This window comes from Anabaena sp. PCC 7108 (assembly GCF_000332135.1).
In the GTDB taxonomy this organism is placed as follows: domain Bacteria; phylum Cyanobacteriota; class Cyanobacteriia; order Cyanobacteriales; family Nostocaceae; genus Anabaena.
On record NZ_KB235896.1, the window covers coordinates 3,021,966 to 3,035,950 of the forward strand.

Genomic DNA, 13,985 nt, shown 5'->3' on the forward strand with positions numbered 1-13,985 from the left:
CCAGTTAAAAGGTAGGGACATAAACACCTATTATGTTCCCAATAGTGGCAAAACCTTACGCTTTAATAGCTCAATTAAATCTGCTTGCATATATTCATATTCATCAGGGATATCTAAACAAATTACCCTTTTACCTTTGAGAAAGGGTTGGAAGTTCTTAGATAGTTTGCTTTTATGGGACTTTTCCATCACAAAGATGATATCAGCCCATTCTATAGCTTCTGTAGAGACTGGGATTTGGGCGGTTCTGTCTAAACCTGCGGATTCTACTTCTAATCCTGGATATTCACAGAATACAGCTTCAGCGGTAGGGCTGCGGAGTTTATTTTGGCTACAGAGGAATAATAGCTTTTTCATTTATATAGCCCTGATTCACATGAGGTACAAGCTGTAATAATTAAACGCAGATGGACGGAGATAAACGCAGATGATTTTGTACTTCACCAACTAGGAAATTCTATATCAATTAGTTAGGATTCAATAATAGTCTTGACATCTTCCAATAAATCAACTTCACTATAATGTCGTTCAATTTTTCTTGTTCCTAAAAGTTGCTGAAATTCCCAAACAGATAAATTAGCTAAACGTCGCGCTTGTCCAAAGGTAAAGATATTTTGCTCATACAATTGTAAAGCTAATTCTTTACGAATTGCTTGCTCACCTTCGTTAATCAAATCAGATGATAATTGTAAATTAATGGAAGTCATAAGCTGTTACTATATGTTTAGTATTGATCTAATTCTAAAAAAAGTTCTTCAGCATTCCCAACTAAATATTCATCTGATAAAGGTGGAAAGTCTAAATTTGTAACCAGTTTCAAAATCTCTAGAGCTATTTCTAGTCTTTCTAATTCTGGTAAACTATCAAATGTGCTTAATAATTCTTTCGCTAAAGTAGTCATATATTTCTTCCTTGGATTTTGAATTTTCAGAAGCACAAATTAAACTACAGTTATCCGTGCATTATCTCTCGATTTAGGTTTGACTGTAATTTCCACATCAATTCCCAAAGTATTCAGAAATTTAAACATTCTTTCTAGAGAAAAGCCTGTAAGTCTTCCTCTCATTAAAGCAGAAACTTTTGGCTGATCAATTCCTAATAATTCAGCCGCTTCTGCTTGGGTGATATGACGTGCAGTGATAGCATTACTGATTTTTCGTGCTAGTTCTGCTTTTACTAGCATTTCGTCTGGGTTGGGTAAACCTAAATCAGCAAATACGTTACCGCTGCTGGTTTTTATTTCTATATTTTCTGTCATGATTATTTCTTTTTATCTTCTAATTTGCGTGCTATATCCAAGAAACTGTTTGTAAATTTTCGACTTCCTGAAAATGAGCATCGCGTGTAACTAAAATTAGATTATATTGAAGACTTATAGCAGCAATCCAAATATCATTTTCAGGTAATGGACGACCTTTTAACCGTAGCTGGTTTTTTATCTCACCGTATTTTCGTGATGTTTCTGCATTACATTCAAGTACAGTATTATTAGCAATAAATTCTTCAATCCGTTCTAAATTTTCTTTTGAGCGTCCAGATTTTCTCGCACCATAACACAATTCCCCGACTGCAATACTGGGAATGAAAACTTCATTTGCTTGTGCAAGGTTATTTTTGATTACTATTTCATCAGCAAAGAAAGCAATAATGATATTAGTATCGAGCAAGTATCTACCATTCATCAAAGTCAACCTGTTCACAATCTTGTTTTATGGCTTCACTCATTAGCTGTAAATCTTCTTTGGGTATTGAACCTGCAAATTTTAGTAATTCTTTACCGGGAACACCTTTGATTTTTGATTTTGTCAAACTGCGGGCAAATGCCAGGACTTCATATTGCAAGTCTTGAGGCATTATTTTTAATTGTTCAATAACTTGGTCAGCAATAGATGTAGTCATAACATTTTCTTCCTAGCATTGTTAAATACTGTGTTTTTGGGAAATCAAAGTCAGTCAAGGGTAGACCTTGCTACCACGATCTGAAAAGGTCAGACCTCTTGACTGATAGTTGTATTATACAAGCTATGCAAAGAATGTCTATGGAGTTTGAAGCAATTCTTTAATCAACACTTCCGCACCTTTATTCATTTGTTCTTCATTTTGTTTTTTTAATCGAGAGTATAGCCAGTCAAAAATTAATGGACTAAGACGACGGTTATCATAAATTTGATTTTGTAGAATGTATGATTCCCTTTCTAGTTCTTGAGATGGAATTCTACGATTGATGACTTGCTGCCATGAACCCATTGATGGCATGGTTTGCCTTTTATTCCAAAATTTCATTAATCTTATTACATTTAAAACATTGCCATTATGAGCTTGATTTACTTCAGTCACTCTATATCTATCAATTCTGGGGTCTGTTTTTTTCCAATTGCCTTTACCATCTGGAATCAAATAATAAGTTCTACCAGATAATTCTGGATTGGTAAAAAAGCAGGGTACAATGTCAAAATTCCAGGTGTAAGACTTTAATTTAAGTGTAACAGCTTCTAAATTCGTTTTAATGTCAGCTTCTTGATATTGTGGAACTTTGCTAAGTAAATACTTAAATTTATTCAGAATTTTTCGTGAATTGAGTGTATTTGTATCATCATTACAAAGCATTTTTAATTTGTAGGCAGAATCAGGTACATACATTTCAATTACACCATTAGTATACTCATAGTAAGTTGACCCTTCAGCACTCAAAGCAATCATAATATCAATATCATCAAGTGGTCTCTTTTTTGTACGTCTGGCAAAAGAACCAAAATAAATATCTTTCTCTGAATAGAAACGTGGAAAGTATAGATCTTTATAAGGAAACGAATGTATTTGCTCTTCTATAAGCCAATCTCTGCTATTTCTAGCCTTTGCAGTGTCTTTTATATCTAGGTTTACATAATCTTTTAAAAATTCATCGAAAGCTACATTGACAGTTTGAGCCATAAAGGTTTTGTTAGTAAGTGAATATAACCAATAAATACAACTATACTACATTTGTAGCTGAAATGCCAATAAACGGTCAAAATTACTCCAAACTTTTGCGTATCTGCGCCTTCGCGGTTCATTCCTCCCCTTCTCACCAAAAAACAAAAGACGCAGAAAGAAACTCTCTGCGCCTCTGCGTCTCTGCGTGAAAAAAATCTTTCTTAAACCATCTCAGAAGTCTGCACAGTAGGCTGCGCCTGTGGCTGGAACATAAACAGCGAATAAACCACATCACGGCGGATATTCACCATCATATCCAAGAACAACTCATAACCCTCACTCTTATACTCAATCAGAGGGTCTTTTTGTCCATAACCACGCAAACCAACCGACTCACGCAAAGCATCCATTTGTTGCAGATGTTCACGCCACAAAGTATCTATGCGTTGGAGAATAAAGAACCGTTCCGCTTGACGCATTAATCCTGGTTGAATTTGGTCAATTTGCGCTTCCTTCATATCATAAGCAATCCGCGCTTGTTCATGGAGAAAAGCCTTAATTTCCGGTACTCCCATATCCTCCAACTGACTAGCTTGCATATCAGCCAACAGGTAAACAAACTCCTTCACCTTATCCACCAACTTTTCTAACTCCCATTCTTCCGAAGGTAAATCAGGGTTGATGTAATAATCAACGATGTCGTCCATCGTTTTTTCAGCGTATTTAATTACCTGTTCCTTGAGGTCTTGACCTTCCAAAACGCGGCGACGTTCTGCATAGATAGCCCGACGTTGGTTATTCATCACCTCGTCATACTCAAACACCTGTTTGCGGATGTCGTAGTAATAGGTTTCTACCTTTTTCTGTGCGCCTTCTAAGCTGCGGGTTAACATACCCGACTCAATCGGCATATCTTCCTCTACTTGGAACGCATTCATCAAGCCGGCAACGCGATCGCCCCCAAAGATCCGTAATAAGTTATCCTCTAAACTGAGGAAGAATCTTGTCGTTCCTGGATCACCTTGTCTTCCCGCCCGTCCACGCAATTGGTTATCAATCCGCCGTGACTCGTGACGTTCTGTGCCAATCACGTGCAGACCGCCTCTATTCACCACATCATCATGTTCAGTGCTGGTGAATACTTCATACTCCTTCTTAATGCTTTGGTAAGCTGACCGCAATTTCTGAATTACCAGGTCATCTGTAGGTGCTTTTTCTGCCGCTACAGCTACCTTTTCTTCGGCTTCCAACTCCGGCAAACTGCGCTCACCGTAAGCTTTTACAGCCACTTCTACCGCTTCTTTCAAAAGCTGTTCTGTCTCTTTTGTCAACTGGGTAGGGAAAATTTCCGGGGAAGCCCGCCAAGTTTTCACCTTTTTACCAGGAACAAAACCTTGACCACCACCACTACCACCCATAGGTAGTCCAGAAGCCCTTTGCATACTAAAAATATCTTCATCTTCTGGGCTGACGATGCGGGGCATAAAGTATTCTCGCAACTTCAACCGCGCCATATACTCAGAGTTACCACCGAGAATAATATCCGTACCTCTTCCCGCCATATTCGTAGCAATAGTTACAGCGCCCCTGCGTCCGGCTTGGGCGACAATTTCTGCTTCCCGTTCCACGTTTTCTGGTCTAGCGTTGAGTAACTCATGGGGAATGTTGATTTCCTTCAAGAGTCGGCTGAGAAGTTCAGATTTTTCAACGCTGGTGGTTCCCACTAACACAGGTCTACCATTTTCGTGCATTTGGGCGCATTCTTGAGCGATCGCATTCCATTTGCCCGCTTCGGTCTTAAATACCATATCAGACAGGTCTTCCCGTCTTCTCACCCGATTGGTGGGAATAATAGTTACTTCCCGTTTGTAAATCTTTTCAAACTCGACTTCTTCAGTTTTTGCAGTTCCCGTCATTCCCCCCAACTTGGGATACAGCAAAAACAAGTTTTGATAGGTAATTGTGGCTAAAGTTTGGGTTTCTGGCTGAATTTCTACGTGTTCCTTCGCTTCAACCGCTTGGTGTAAACCATCACTCCAGCGTCGTCCCGTCAGTACCCGACCTGTAAATTCATCGACAATGACAACTTCATCATTACGGACAATATAATTCACATCCTTAAGAAACAATTCCTTAGCTTTAATCGCATTAAACACAAAATGCGCCCAAGGATCTTCTGGGTCAAATAAATCTGTCACATTCAAAAGATTTTCTGCTTCTGCAAAGCCTTCATCACTCAACAGAACGTTACGATCTTTTTCATTGACTTCGTAATGCTCATCTTTTTTGAGAGTAAAAGCAATTTCTGCCGCTTTTAAGTACTTTTCTGTCGGTCTTTCCACCTGCCCAGAAATAATCAGCGGTGTCCGCGCCTCATCAACTAAAATCGAGTCTACCTCGTCAATAACGCAATAATTAAACGGGCGTTGTACCACATCCGCCATCGATGTCGCCATGTTATCCCGCAGATAGTCAAAGCCTATCTCACTGTTGGTGACATAAGTAATATCACAAGCATAGTTTTTTTGGCGTTCAGTGGGGGTCATGGTGGACTGAATTAGCCCCACACTTAACCCCAAGAACCGATGTACCTGACCCATCCATTCCGCGTCCCGACGTGCCAGGTAATCATTAACGGTAATAACGTGTACACCTTGACCAGTTAGGGCATTTAAATAACTCGGTAAGGTAGCAACCAAAGTTTTACCTTCACCGGTTTTCATTTCGGCAATTTGCCCAGTGTGGAGAATTATCCCACCTAAGAGTTGCACATCAAAGTGCCGTAACCCCAGCACTCGCCGTCCTGACTCCCGGACAAGGGCAAAAGCTTCAGGTAAGATATCATCTAGTGTTTCGCCTTTAGCCAGACGCTGTTTAAACTCGATGGTTTTACCTTTTAAGTCTTCATCAGAGAGCGCCTTAATTTCTTCCTCTAAAAGGTTAATTTCTGTAATGTCAGGTTGGTATTTTTTAAGCTTACGAGCGTTGGGATCGCCCAACAAAAGTTTTAGCATGGCAGTTTATAGAACTAAATCAAGGGGAATGGAGATTAAAGCTTTGGTTATTTGATTATAGACATTTAACCTAACCCAGCCATTTTGCTTGTGGATGGGTGAAAAACCAGAATTAACTCAAAAACAGAATAAAAACAAACCAATCACCTAAATAAATGATTGGTTTTAACTTATATCTTATTTTAAATTGCCTTCATAGTATCATTTTGCCGCTAGATGGGGCATTGGAGGCAGGGTGCAGGGTGCAGGGGGCAGGGGGCAGGGGGCAGGGGACAGAAGGTAATTATTTCTCCGCGTCTCCGTGTCACCGCGTCACCCCATCTCCCCATCTCCCCATCTTCCCAATCCCTACTCCTACTCCCACTCTGGTGTCAGACTGCGGAAGTCATACTTATCAGCACCAATATGACAACTGACACAACTACTCATGCTTACAGGATTGGGTAATTTGATACCAGGATGTAAAGCTTTAAAATAACGGGAATCATTGACGCGATAGGGTGTTGTTTCGTCTTGTAGCTGCACACGAGAGAAAGTTGAAAGGTACTTCCACACTAAAATGCGCGGCGGATCGATTAAAGGCTTAAGTTGTACGCCATAGTGCTGGGAGTCTTCCAGAAGATTTTTCCATGTTTGGGTAGGTAAAACTGCTGGTGGGATACCAATGTGACAGCTGGCGCAGTTTTCTAAATATAATTCTTGCCCTAGTTGGTATTGTGCAGGTACTACGTCAACAGTTCCAATTGAGGGGGTGGGTTTTGCTGCTTGGGTGCTGGTGGCTAAACCTAGTATGAATCCTATGGCTATACTCCAAGCAAAAATAACTAGCATCACAATCAGCAGTTGGCGTTTCAGTTTTGGATGGGATGATTTATGTTTAAATAAAGTAGACATTAGTTTAATTGCTTGAAGTTAGATATCTAGTATTTTGCATACCTAATATACAATGTATAACATTTAATTGCATCATTTATGATTTATTAACAGGGTTTATTTTTTAAACTTAATTAAATTAATTCTTTTTCAATGAGTTCAATTAATTCTAGAATATTACGAGATTCACTAGCTTCTACATTAGATTCTTCTATTATATGAACATGATGGGGAAAATTAGGTAAATCTGGAAAATGTTGCACATTATCCCAGCGTTTTCTTAAATTTTGCTTTTCTTCATTCATCCACTGATAACGATAACCCAGGGTGACAAAATGTCCGTTAATAACGGTAAAGGATTCTGCTATTTCTAAAAAATCATTATTTACTAAAGTTAATCTAGCTCGGAAATATCCCCGATCAAATAAAATTTTTTCTTCCACAATTGATATTTTGATAATGATGCGACTTGTTGCTAACTTGATTTTTACCGTATTAATATAATCTTGTAATTCCATCGGTTAACTATGCTATTGTATTAAATTTATTATTTATTGTGGATATATTGTTGAGCATTTATCCACATTTCATAAAATACACTCCATTCAAAAAAATCTATTTCATCTCCTAATTGTCCTGCTTGAAATTTTTGATAGAATTCGCTAGAAGACATTTTATATTTTGTCTCAAAATTCTTTAAACTTTGTTCTAAATCTGAGATATCTTGTTGTGTTGAATTGACAGATAGTGAAGATGATTTTACCTGATTAACTTTACTTTCTAAAAGCTGTCTTTCTGCTGGAGATAGAGAGAGGATAATTTGAGCGATAGATTCTACTAATTGGGTATTCATAATGTAATTTTTACCGTTGAGTAATTTACACCAAATTCAGCTTGAAAACTCTTATTTTACAAAGCTTGTTGGTTATTGTACCTAATAGATATGCAATGTGCTGTATATCCTGATTATATTTCATTTATCCTCAGACTCACAGGATGTTGCGCTTATTGCTAATGATAATATGCAAGCTCAGGGATTACTGGACTGAGCAAAATGGTCGAGAAGTTCTCTGTGCAGGAAGCGGTAACGGCCACCAACACGCAAAAGTAAGCGCCTCTCAACGCAGTAGTTAAGGAAGCGGGCAAGATTCCAAGGTATACCACTTTGCCAAAGAACGAAGCGTAGGGCAAGGTACTTCAAACAGACTCTTCCACCTCCCATTGAAAAGCCATTTACTATTGCCCCAAATAGTCCGAATAATAAACAATATTCTTGTGTTATTACCACTTTTGTATAATTGGAATATATAAGATTAACCAGATTAAAGACTAGAATTAGCATACAAGGATAGCTTAATGCGGTTATCCAAAGCATACTTCCTAATGAATTCCAAATTCCCTGATTAGGAAGTGATCTCACCTTTAATTCTTGCTTTAGTCCGTAAAACACCCCTTCAATCAGCCCGAAAGTCAGCCCGAAAGTCAGCCCGAAAATCAGCCATCCAGTCAGCCCGAAAATCAGCCCGAAAGTCAGCCCCAAAATCAGCCATCCAGTCAGCCCGAAAATCAGTCCGAAAGTCAGATGGAAAATCAGCTTTTTACAAAAAACATTGAACATTTTTTGTCTCTCTGAGCGAGACATGGGAATTTGAAACGATTCTACAGGTTCAATCTTGTTGAAATCTCCAATCAGCCCTCCAATCAGCCCCAAAATCAGCCCTCCAATCAGCCCCAAAATCAGCCAGGAAGTCAGCCCGACCATCAGCCCGAAAATCAGCCCGAAAATCAGCCCGAAACTCAGCCCAAAAATCAGCCCAAAAATCAGCCCGAGAATCAGCCCAAAAATCAGCCCAAAAATCAGCCCAAAAATCAGCCGATAGCGCCTCCGTAAAGATTTAGACTCAAGCCAACTCGGTTGCATTTGCTCAATTAGTAACTCCACTGTGTTGTTAGCTTGCAATTGCCTTGCTATCCAACTGAGAGTTTTGCGAGTTTGTCTCCAGTGGGGTTCGTTTTCCACTTTTTTATATGCCCATTTACCCTGTGCTTTTTCTTTGCGGCGGTCTTGCTCACGGGTATCTATGGATAACTGACGATCAATATACTTCTCTAATAAGTCTACTTTGCTGCTAATGGGTTGTTCTGGGTCATATACATCAACAACCAGCTTAACAAATAACGGCACGCGTAACAAACCCGGATCACCCTCTGAAGTCAGTTCTAACAGCTTTTCCAAGTCAGAATTTTTCTGAATCACTGACCATAATTCTGAGCGATTTAGGCTATGGAGATAATCTTGAATTTGGATATCCGATAAAGGTTGAAGACACACCGCACCTCTGAGAGTTTTTAGCTTCAGGTCTACCGCTTCAAATTCTTTGAGACGACAGCAGACTAAAACATGAGGATAATTCTGGGCAAATTCCTGGAGTTTGATGGTGCATTTTTTCTGTCTTTCTAGTCCCAGTTCATCTAACCCATCTAGCAGAGGTAATAAAACTTGTTGTTCTAACCAGCGTTCATAAATTTTATATTTGCGGTTTCCCCCGTGTAGTTCATAAAGTTGCTCAATTAGCCATTGCTCAATGCTTTGGTTATCATCGCGCCAAGTGGAAAGCTCAAAGATAACGGGAATTACAGTTTTGGGATTTTCTAGCGCACCGCAAACTAACTGCTCTGCTAAACTCAATAATGCTGTAGTTTTCCCGGCTCCCGGCGCTCCTAAAATCAGCAATTTTCCGGCAATATCATCCCGTCCATAAGTCTCAATCAGTAGTTTATTAGCATCAAGATTTCCGTAATCTTGACCATTAATCTGCAAAGTGCGATTTACCCAAGATAGTTGTTCTGCAAAAGATATATTTATAGAAATGCGTTTCTTTCCCAAGGTATCAGTCAAGCGTTGACGAATATCAGGTAACTGCTTTTTTTCTAGTAATAACTTTCCCCATTCCCAATCAACCTTTTGTGGTTCTGAGTTGCCAAACAGCCGCAAGATAATGTTATTAATAGTGACTTGGTTATCTTGGCTATTTTGAAAACTAACTGCATCTCGCCCTGCTTGAGTCTGCTGAACCTCACTATTTTCAAGTGAGCTATTATCAATATTTTGATCTTGTGAACCCATTACCCACACCCAAATTGCACCAGATGTCTTTTAGCAGTGGAGAAATACAGACCTAACCCCCCAACCCTCTTCCCTACAAGGGAATGGGGAGAATTGAAAGCCTCTCTCCTACAAGGAGAGAGGTCTAAGGGTACTGCAACCGATAGATAACTCTCATAAATGTCTCTACATTCCAATCAGTTTTGCAGCCGCTCCTAGCCAGGGTGCGATCGCTCCAAAAACTTCCTGTCCAGTTGTCCACAGGCTCTTTCCGGCTTCTGTAGTGTCTTTCATGGTTTTCAACGTCTCACTGACAGGTTTCAGGTACTGCCCCACCATGTCTTTATTCACACCATCTTTGGCTGCTTCGCGCTTGGCAGGTCGCAAATAGTCCAGCAGTTCATCTTTCTCATCTTGAGTCAGTGTTGCAGCTTTTACGGCTATTTCCAGATTTTCTAATTGTTTAACTACATCTGTATGAGTGATTTCCTGCTGTGTTTCCAGTTTCCCTGATTGATTTTGCTGGGCATCACGTCCTGCTTGTTGTTGTCCAATTACAGCACCAGTAGCTGTTACACCGCTCATGCTTTGGGATTGGCTTGGTTGTTCTGGCTGCTTTTTACCAAACATGGATTTTTCCTACTAAGAGATTTTTTTATACTTTGTACCAATGATATTTTAAGGAATCGGCACAGATCGCAATAATCGCTCAACTACAGTTTTAGCATTGCGTCCACCTCTAGGAATGAGACGATGACACAGAACGTAAGGCGCGAGAAACTTGACATCATCAGGAAGAGCGTAATCTCTGCCGGAGATAAAAGCTAGTGCTTGGGTAGCTTTTTGTAATGCCACACTACCACGAGGACTAACGCCGAGAGTGATTTCTTCATCCTGTCTCGTTGTCCGCACTAATTCCAGGATGTATTGTTGCAAGGAGGGTTCCACTTGTACCTGAGAACAAAGTCGGCGTAACTGAGCAACTTCTGCCAAGGTAATACAAGGTTGTAAATCATCAACTTGTAGACGCTGCTGAATACTTTGCAACATTTGTAGTTCTTCTGACTCTGAGGGATAGCCCAAACTCAAAGACAGCATAAACCGATCCATTTGTGCTTCTGGCAGGGGAAATGTGCCTTGGTACTCGATGGGGTTCTGGGTAGCAATGACAAAGAAAGGCTGAGGAACGGGACGAGAGACACCATCAACTGTGACTTGATACTCTTCCATTACTTCCAGTAAAGCTGACTGGGTGCGTGGGGTGGCACGGTTGATTTCATCAGATAGCAGAACATTGGCAAATACTGGCCCAGGGAGAAAAGTAAATTCGCCGCTTTTTGGGTTCCAAATGTTAGTGCCGGTGATGTCTGTTGGCAGTAAATCGGGAGTACATTGTATCCTTTGAAATTTACCATCAAGCGATCGCGCTAGAGATTTGGCCAGCAGGGTTTTACCAACTCCAGGAACATCTTCTAGTAGGGCATGACCACCACCCAGCAAAGCAACTAGCACTAAGCGTACTGCTTCATTTTTGCCAACAATGGTACGAGCCAGATTTTGCGTTAAAGCGTCAATTTTTTCTCTCATGCTTACTAGGTATTAGGGACTGGGGACTAGGGACTGGAGACTGGAGAGGTTGGGAGGTTGGGAGGTTGGGAGAATAACATATTACTTCTTACCTATTTCCTCTTCACTGTCACCTGTCACCTGTCACCTGTCACCTTCTTCTATATACATTGTTCCCTATTAACATTACCAATTCAGCATTCTGTACTCAAAATTTCTCTGGCTACGGTGCAGTCAAGTTGAATTTGGGTTTTTAGGGCTTCGAGAGAAGGGAATTTTTGTTCAGGACGCAAAAATTTTACTAGTTGCACAACTAGGTTTTTACCGTATAAATCAGCAGACCAATCTAACAAATGTACTTCTACGGAGCAATAAGTACCGTTGACAGTGGGGCGATTGCCGATATTCATTACACCTAAGTTCTGAGTAGGAGGCGTATCTGAAGTTTCGCTGAGGATGATAACCCGAACTGCATAAACTCCTTGACGGGGTAAAAATTTGTCTTTTGGTAGTTGGAGGTTAGCGGTAGGAAAGCCGATGGTTTTACCTAAATGTTGACCGGGGATAACTAATCCTGTCAGGGTGTAAGGTCTACCTAATAAGCGAGTGGCCCGTTGAATATCACCTTCTTGTAAAGTTTGGCGAATTAATGAAGTGCTAATGCGATGGTCTTCACTTGAAGTAATATTCAGGCTTCTACCATTTGCGGGTAAATCGTTTGTATCAGTTTGGATGGGAACGATGGTTACGGGTATCTTGTATTTGGCGGCGAGTATTTGTAAATCTTGGGCAGTTCCCGTGCGCTTTTTACCAAAACAGAAATCCTGACCAACGCTGATTCGTTGACATTGCAGTTGTTGGACAAGAATTTTTTCGACGAATTCTTCAGGTGATAGGGCTGATAGTTCTTTATCGAAGGGCAATAATACCAGTTGTTCTACCCCAAGCGATCGCAACTGTTGAACTTTTTCATCCAGCGGTGTTAACAAGGCACGGGGTTGGCCTGTAAAAAACTCATGTGGATGGGGATCAAAAGTGACAACTGTTGAGTACGCACGTTTTTGGGGTGATGCCAGAGTTGATGAGTCAGCGGGATTAATGGGTAAGCTTTCTGGTAATTTCTCCCCATTTCCCCAACCTTCTTCACTCCCAATTGACTGCAAAACTGGTTGGATTACCCTCTGATGACCAAGATGAACACCATCAAATTTTCCAAGCGCAACAGCAGTTGGTGTCAGAGCCAATTCGGTCGAGGAAGCAACCCACACAGAACACCCATTTTGAGACAAATTTAGCACGTGGATTCTGGGATTTTTAGGTTTATCTTAGCTATCAGCGCTCGGCAACCCTGTGAGGGGAAATATAAGCCCCTGAGTTTTTTACCTACATTCAGCCCTTAGACAGGCATCTAGAGGCTGTTTTGGACTGCTGGTGCCAATACAAAGCTAGTCTACCAGTTGTCGCCATCTAAGTAACAAGTAGGCTCTGGCGCTGAAAGCTCCTGATCACCAATTTAATCTAAAATCTATGAATCCCTGCAATTTAGAATCTTTACTACGCATTATCAATTACGAATTACACTGACTTACTGACGGGAAAAGATTCTGTTAAAGGATCTAAGACTGGAACCTGAAGTACTAATCCTTCTCGTGCCATGATTGCACCAGGAAACTTCTCAACTGCTTCTTTGCCGACATTATCTAAAAAATCATCGTTGTGGGCGGGGTCATGGTGATAAATCACCAAGGTTTTGACGTTGGCAGCTTGTGCTATTTTTACAGCTTCTTGCCACGTGGAATGTCCCCAACCAATTTTCGGTGATTTTGGAGAATAGTATTCATCATCTGTATAGGTGGAGTCGTAAATCAAGATATCGGCATCCCGTGATAGCCACAGGACATTTTCATCCAATTTATTGGGAAAATGTTCAGTATCTGTGATGTAAACAGCAGAACCACCTCGCCAGTTAACTCTATATCCTACGGCTTCACCTGGGTGATTTAAAGGTGCGGTTTCTATGAAAATGTCATCGATTTCGATTGGTTGCCCCGCTTTAATGTTGTAAAAATTTAAGTTGGCTTGCATGATCTGCAAGGGTACGGGAAAGTTGGGATGCAGCATCTGATCATTGAGCCGTTGCTCAATTGTCGAGCCATCTGGTGCGATCGCTCCATAAATATTAAATTTATTACCTTTGATAAATGCTGGGGTAAAGAAAGGGAACCCCTGCATATGATCCCAGTGGCAATGAGTAAAGAATATGTGGCCTTCTACGGGCATTTGGGCTAATAAAGATTGCCCCAAAACATGAACTCCTGTACCACAATCAAAAATTAAGCGTTTACCGCCAGCTTGCATTGCTATGCAAGGGGTGTTACCCCCGTAACGGACGGTTTTTAGACCTGGACAGGGGATGCTGCCCCTGACGCCCCAAAATTGTACGGTAAATTGGTTCTCTATCCTAGACATGGGTGTTGGTTGCTGGACTGAGCGGGCGATAAATTCAAAGCAAT

16 protein-coding genes are annotated in these 13,985 nt (G+C 40.6%); all 16 read right to left on the reverse strand.

From position 1 onward, the window contains the following. Positions 1-30: 30 nt before the first annotated feature. Positions 31-357, reverse strand: a complete 327-nt coding sequence (locus ANA7108_RS0114285; protein WP_016951477.1) for a low molecular weight protein tyrosine phosphatase family protein — start codon at positions 355-357, stop codon at positions 31-33. A gap of 113 nt (positions 358-470) precedes the next feature. Next, on the reverse strand, positions 471-707 hold the full coding sequence (locus ANA7108_RS0114290) for a UPF0175 family protein (RefSeq protein WP_016951478.1): 237 nt from the start codon (positions 705-707) through the stop codon (positions 471-473). Between the two features lie 17 nt (positions 708-724). Then, a complete protein-coding gene (locus ANA7108_RS30525; protein WP_016951479.1) occupies positions 725-901 on the reverse strand; it encodes a hypothetical protein in 177 nt (58 codons plus the stop codon). 39 nt (positions 902-940) lie between these two features. Further along, positions 941-1,258 carry a helix-turn-helix domain-containing protein gene (locus tag ANA7108_RS0114300; RefSeq protein ID WP_016951480.1) on the reverse strand — a complete coding sequence of 106 codons (318 nt, stop codon included), beginning with the start codon at positions 1,256-1,258 and terminating at the stop codon, positions 941-943. A 31-nt stretch (positions 1,259-1,289) separates the two neighbouring features. Continuing rightward, the gene (locus tag ANA7108_RS0114305) at positions 1,290-1,682 is read right to left on the reverse strand and encodes a type II toxin-antitoxin system VapC family toxin (RefSeq protein WP_016951481.1); all 393 of its coding nucleotides are present in this window, start codon (positions 1,680-1,682) and stop codon (positions 1,290-1,292) included. Then, the gene (locus tag ANA7108_RS0114310; protein ID WP_016951482.1) at positions 1,672-1,899 is read right to left on the reverse strand and encodes a hypothetical protein; all 228 of its coding nucleotides are present in this window, start codon (positions 1,897-1,899) and stop codon (positions 1,672-1,674) included. Before ANA7108_RS0114310 ends, ANA7108_RS0114305 begins: the two co-directional genes overlap by 11 nt. A 138-nt stretch (positions 1,900-2,037) precedes the next feature. After that, complete coding sequence (locus tag ANA7108_RS27380; RefSeq protein WP_016951483.1) at positions 2,038-2,931, reverse strand: S-4TM family putative pore-forming effector; 894 nt, start codon at positions 2,929-2,931, stop codon at positions 2,038-2,040. A 203-nt stretch (positions 2,932-3,134) separates the two neighbouring features. Next, entirely contained in the window at positions 3,135-5,927 is a 2,793-nt protein-coding gene (gene secA, locus ANA7108_RS0114320; RefSeq protein ID WP_016951484.1) for a preprotein translocase subunit SecA, read from the reverse strand. 354 nt (positions 5,928-6,281) lie between these two features. Beyond that, entirely contained in the window at positions 6,282-6,821 is a 540-nt protein-coding gene (locus ANA7108_RS0114325) for a cytochrome c (RefSeq protein WP_016951485.1), read from the reverse strand. Between the two features lie 113 nt (positions 6,822-6,934). Further along, complete coding sequence (locus ANA7108_RS0114330; RefSeq protein WP_016951486.1) at positions 6,935-7,318, reverse strand: DUF6516 family protein; 384 nt, start codon at positions 7,316-7,318, stop codon at positions 6,935-6,937. Between the two features lie 29 nt (positions 7,319-7,347). Next, the gene (locus ANA7108_RS0114335) at positions 7,348-7,653 is read right to left on the reverse strand and encodes a hypothetical protein (protein WP_016951487.1); all 306 of its coding nucleotides are present in this window, start codon (positions 7,651-7,653) and stop codon (positions 7,348-7,350) included. A gap of 177 nt (positions 7,654-7,830) precedes the next feature. Then, on the reverse strand, positions 7,831-9,927 hold the full coding sequence (locus ANA7108_RS31265) for an NACHT domain-containing protein (protein WP_016951488.1): 2,097 nt from the start codon (positions 9,925-9,927) through the stop codon (positions 7,831-7,833). Positions 9,928-10,092: 165 nt separating this feature from the next. Next, on the reverse strand, positions 10,093-10,536 hold the full coding sequence (locus ANA7108_RS0114345; protein ID WP_016951489.1) for a hypothetical protein: 444 nt from the start codon (positions 10,534-10,536) through the stop codon (positions 10,093-10,095). A gap of 48 nt (positions 10,537-10,584) precedes the next feature. Beyond that, positions 10,585-11,493, reverse strand: a complete 909-nt coding sequence (locus ANA7108_RS0114350) for a MoxR family ATPase (RefSeq protein ID WP_016951490.1) — start codon at positions 11,491-11,493, stop codon at positions 10,585-10,587. Positions 11,494-11,666: 173 nt separating this feature from the next. After that, positions 11,667-12,770 carry a bifunctional riboflavin kinase/FAD synthetase gene (locus ANA7108_RS0114355; protein WP_016951491.1) on the reverse strand — a complete coding sequence of 368 codons (1,104 nt, stop codon included), beginning with the start codon at positions 12,768-12,770 and terminating at the stop codon, positions 11,667-11,669. Positions 12,771-13,047: 277 nt separating this feature from the next. Further along, positions 13,048-13,941: an MBL fold metallo-hydrolase gene (locus tag ANA7108_RS0114360; protein ID WP_026104192.1), complete on the reverse strand. Its 894-nt coding sequence runs from the start codon at positions 13,939-13,941 to the stop codon at positions 13,048-13,050. Between the last annotated feature and the right edge of the window lie 44 nt (positions 13,942-13,985).

What these genes read in the sequence shown, in the direction of transcription:
- ANA7108_RS0114290 (WP_016951478.1), bottom strand. Translation starts at nt 707, where the DNA reads ATGACTTCCATTAATTTACAATTATCATCTGATTTGATTAACGAAGGT.
- ANA7108_RS0114305 (WP_016951481.1), bottom strand. Translation starts at nt 1,682, where the DNA reads ATGAATGGTAGATACTTGCTCGATACTAATATCATTATTGCTTTCTTT.
- ANA7108_RS31265 (WP_016951488.1), bottom strand. Translation starts at nt 9,927, where the DNA reads ATGGGTTCACAAGATCAAAATATTGATAATAGCTCACTTGAAAATAGT.
- ANA7108_RS27380 (WP_016951483.1), bottom strand. Translation starts at nt 2,931, where the DNA reads ATGGCTCAAACTGTCAATGTAGCTTTCGATGAATTTTTAAAAGATTAT.
- ANA7108_RS0114285 (WP_016951477.1), bottom strand. Translation starts at nt 357, where the DNA reads ATGAAAAAGCTATTATTCCTCTGTAGCCAAAATAAACTCCGCAGCCCT.
- ANA7108_RS0114360 (WP_026104192.1), bottom strand. Translation starts at nt 13,941, where the DNA reads ATGTCTAGGATAGAGAACCAATTTACCGTACAATTTTGGGGCGTCAGG.
- ANA7108_RS30525 (WP_016951479.1), bottom strand. Translation starts at nt 901, where the DNA reads ATGACTACTTTAGCGAAAGAATTATTAAGCACATTTGATAGTTTACCA.
- ANA7108_RS0114345 (WP_016951489.1), bottom strand. Translation starts at nt 10,536, where the DNA reads ATGTTTGGTAAAAAGCAGCCAGAACAACCAAGCCAATCCCAAAGCATG.
- ANA7108_RS0114350 (WP_016951490.1), bottom strand. Translation starts at nt 11,493, where the DNA reads ATGAGAGAAAAAATTGACGCTTTAACGCAAAATCTGGCTCGTACCATT.
- ANA7108_RS0114300 (WP_016951480.1), bottom strand. Translation starts at nt 1,258, where the DNA reads ATGACAGAAAATATAGAAATAAAAACCAGCAGCGGTAACGTATTTGCT.
- ANA7108_RS0114330 (WP_016951486.1), bottom strand. Translation starts at nt 7,318, where the DNA reads ATGGAATTACAAGATTATATTAATACGGTAAAAATCAAGTTAGCAACA.
- secA (WP_016951484.1), bottom strand. Translation starts at nt 5,927, where the DNA reads ATGCTAAAACTTTTGTTGGGCGATCCCAACGCTCGTAAGCTTAAAAAA.
- ANA7108_RS0114325 (WP_016951485.1), bottom strand. Translation starts at nt 6,821, where the DNA reads ATGTCTACTTTATTTAAACATAAATCATCCCATCCAAAACTGAAACGC.
- ANA7108_RS0114310 (WP_016951482.1), bottom strand. Translation starts at nt 1,899, where the DNA reads ATGACTACATCTATTGCTGACCAAGTTATTGAACAATTAAAAATAATG.
- ANA7108_RS0114335 (WP_016951487.1), bottom strand. Translation starts at nt 7,653, where the DNA reads ATGAATACCCAATTAGTAGAATCTATCGCTCAAATTATCCTCTCTCTA.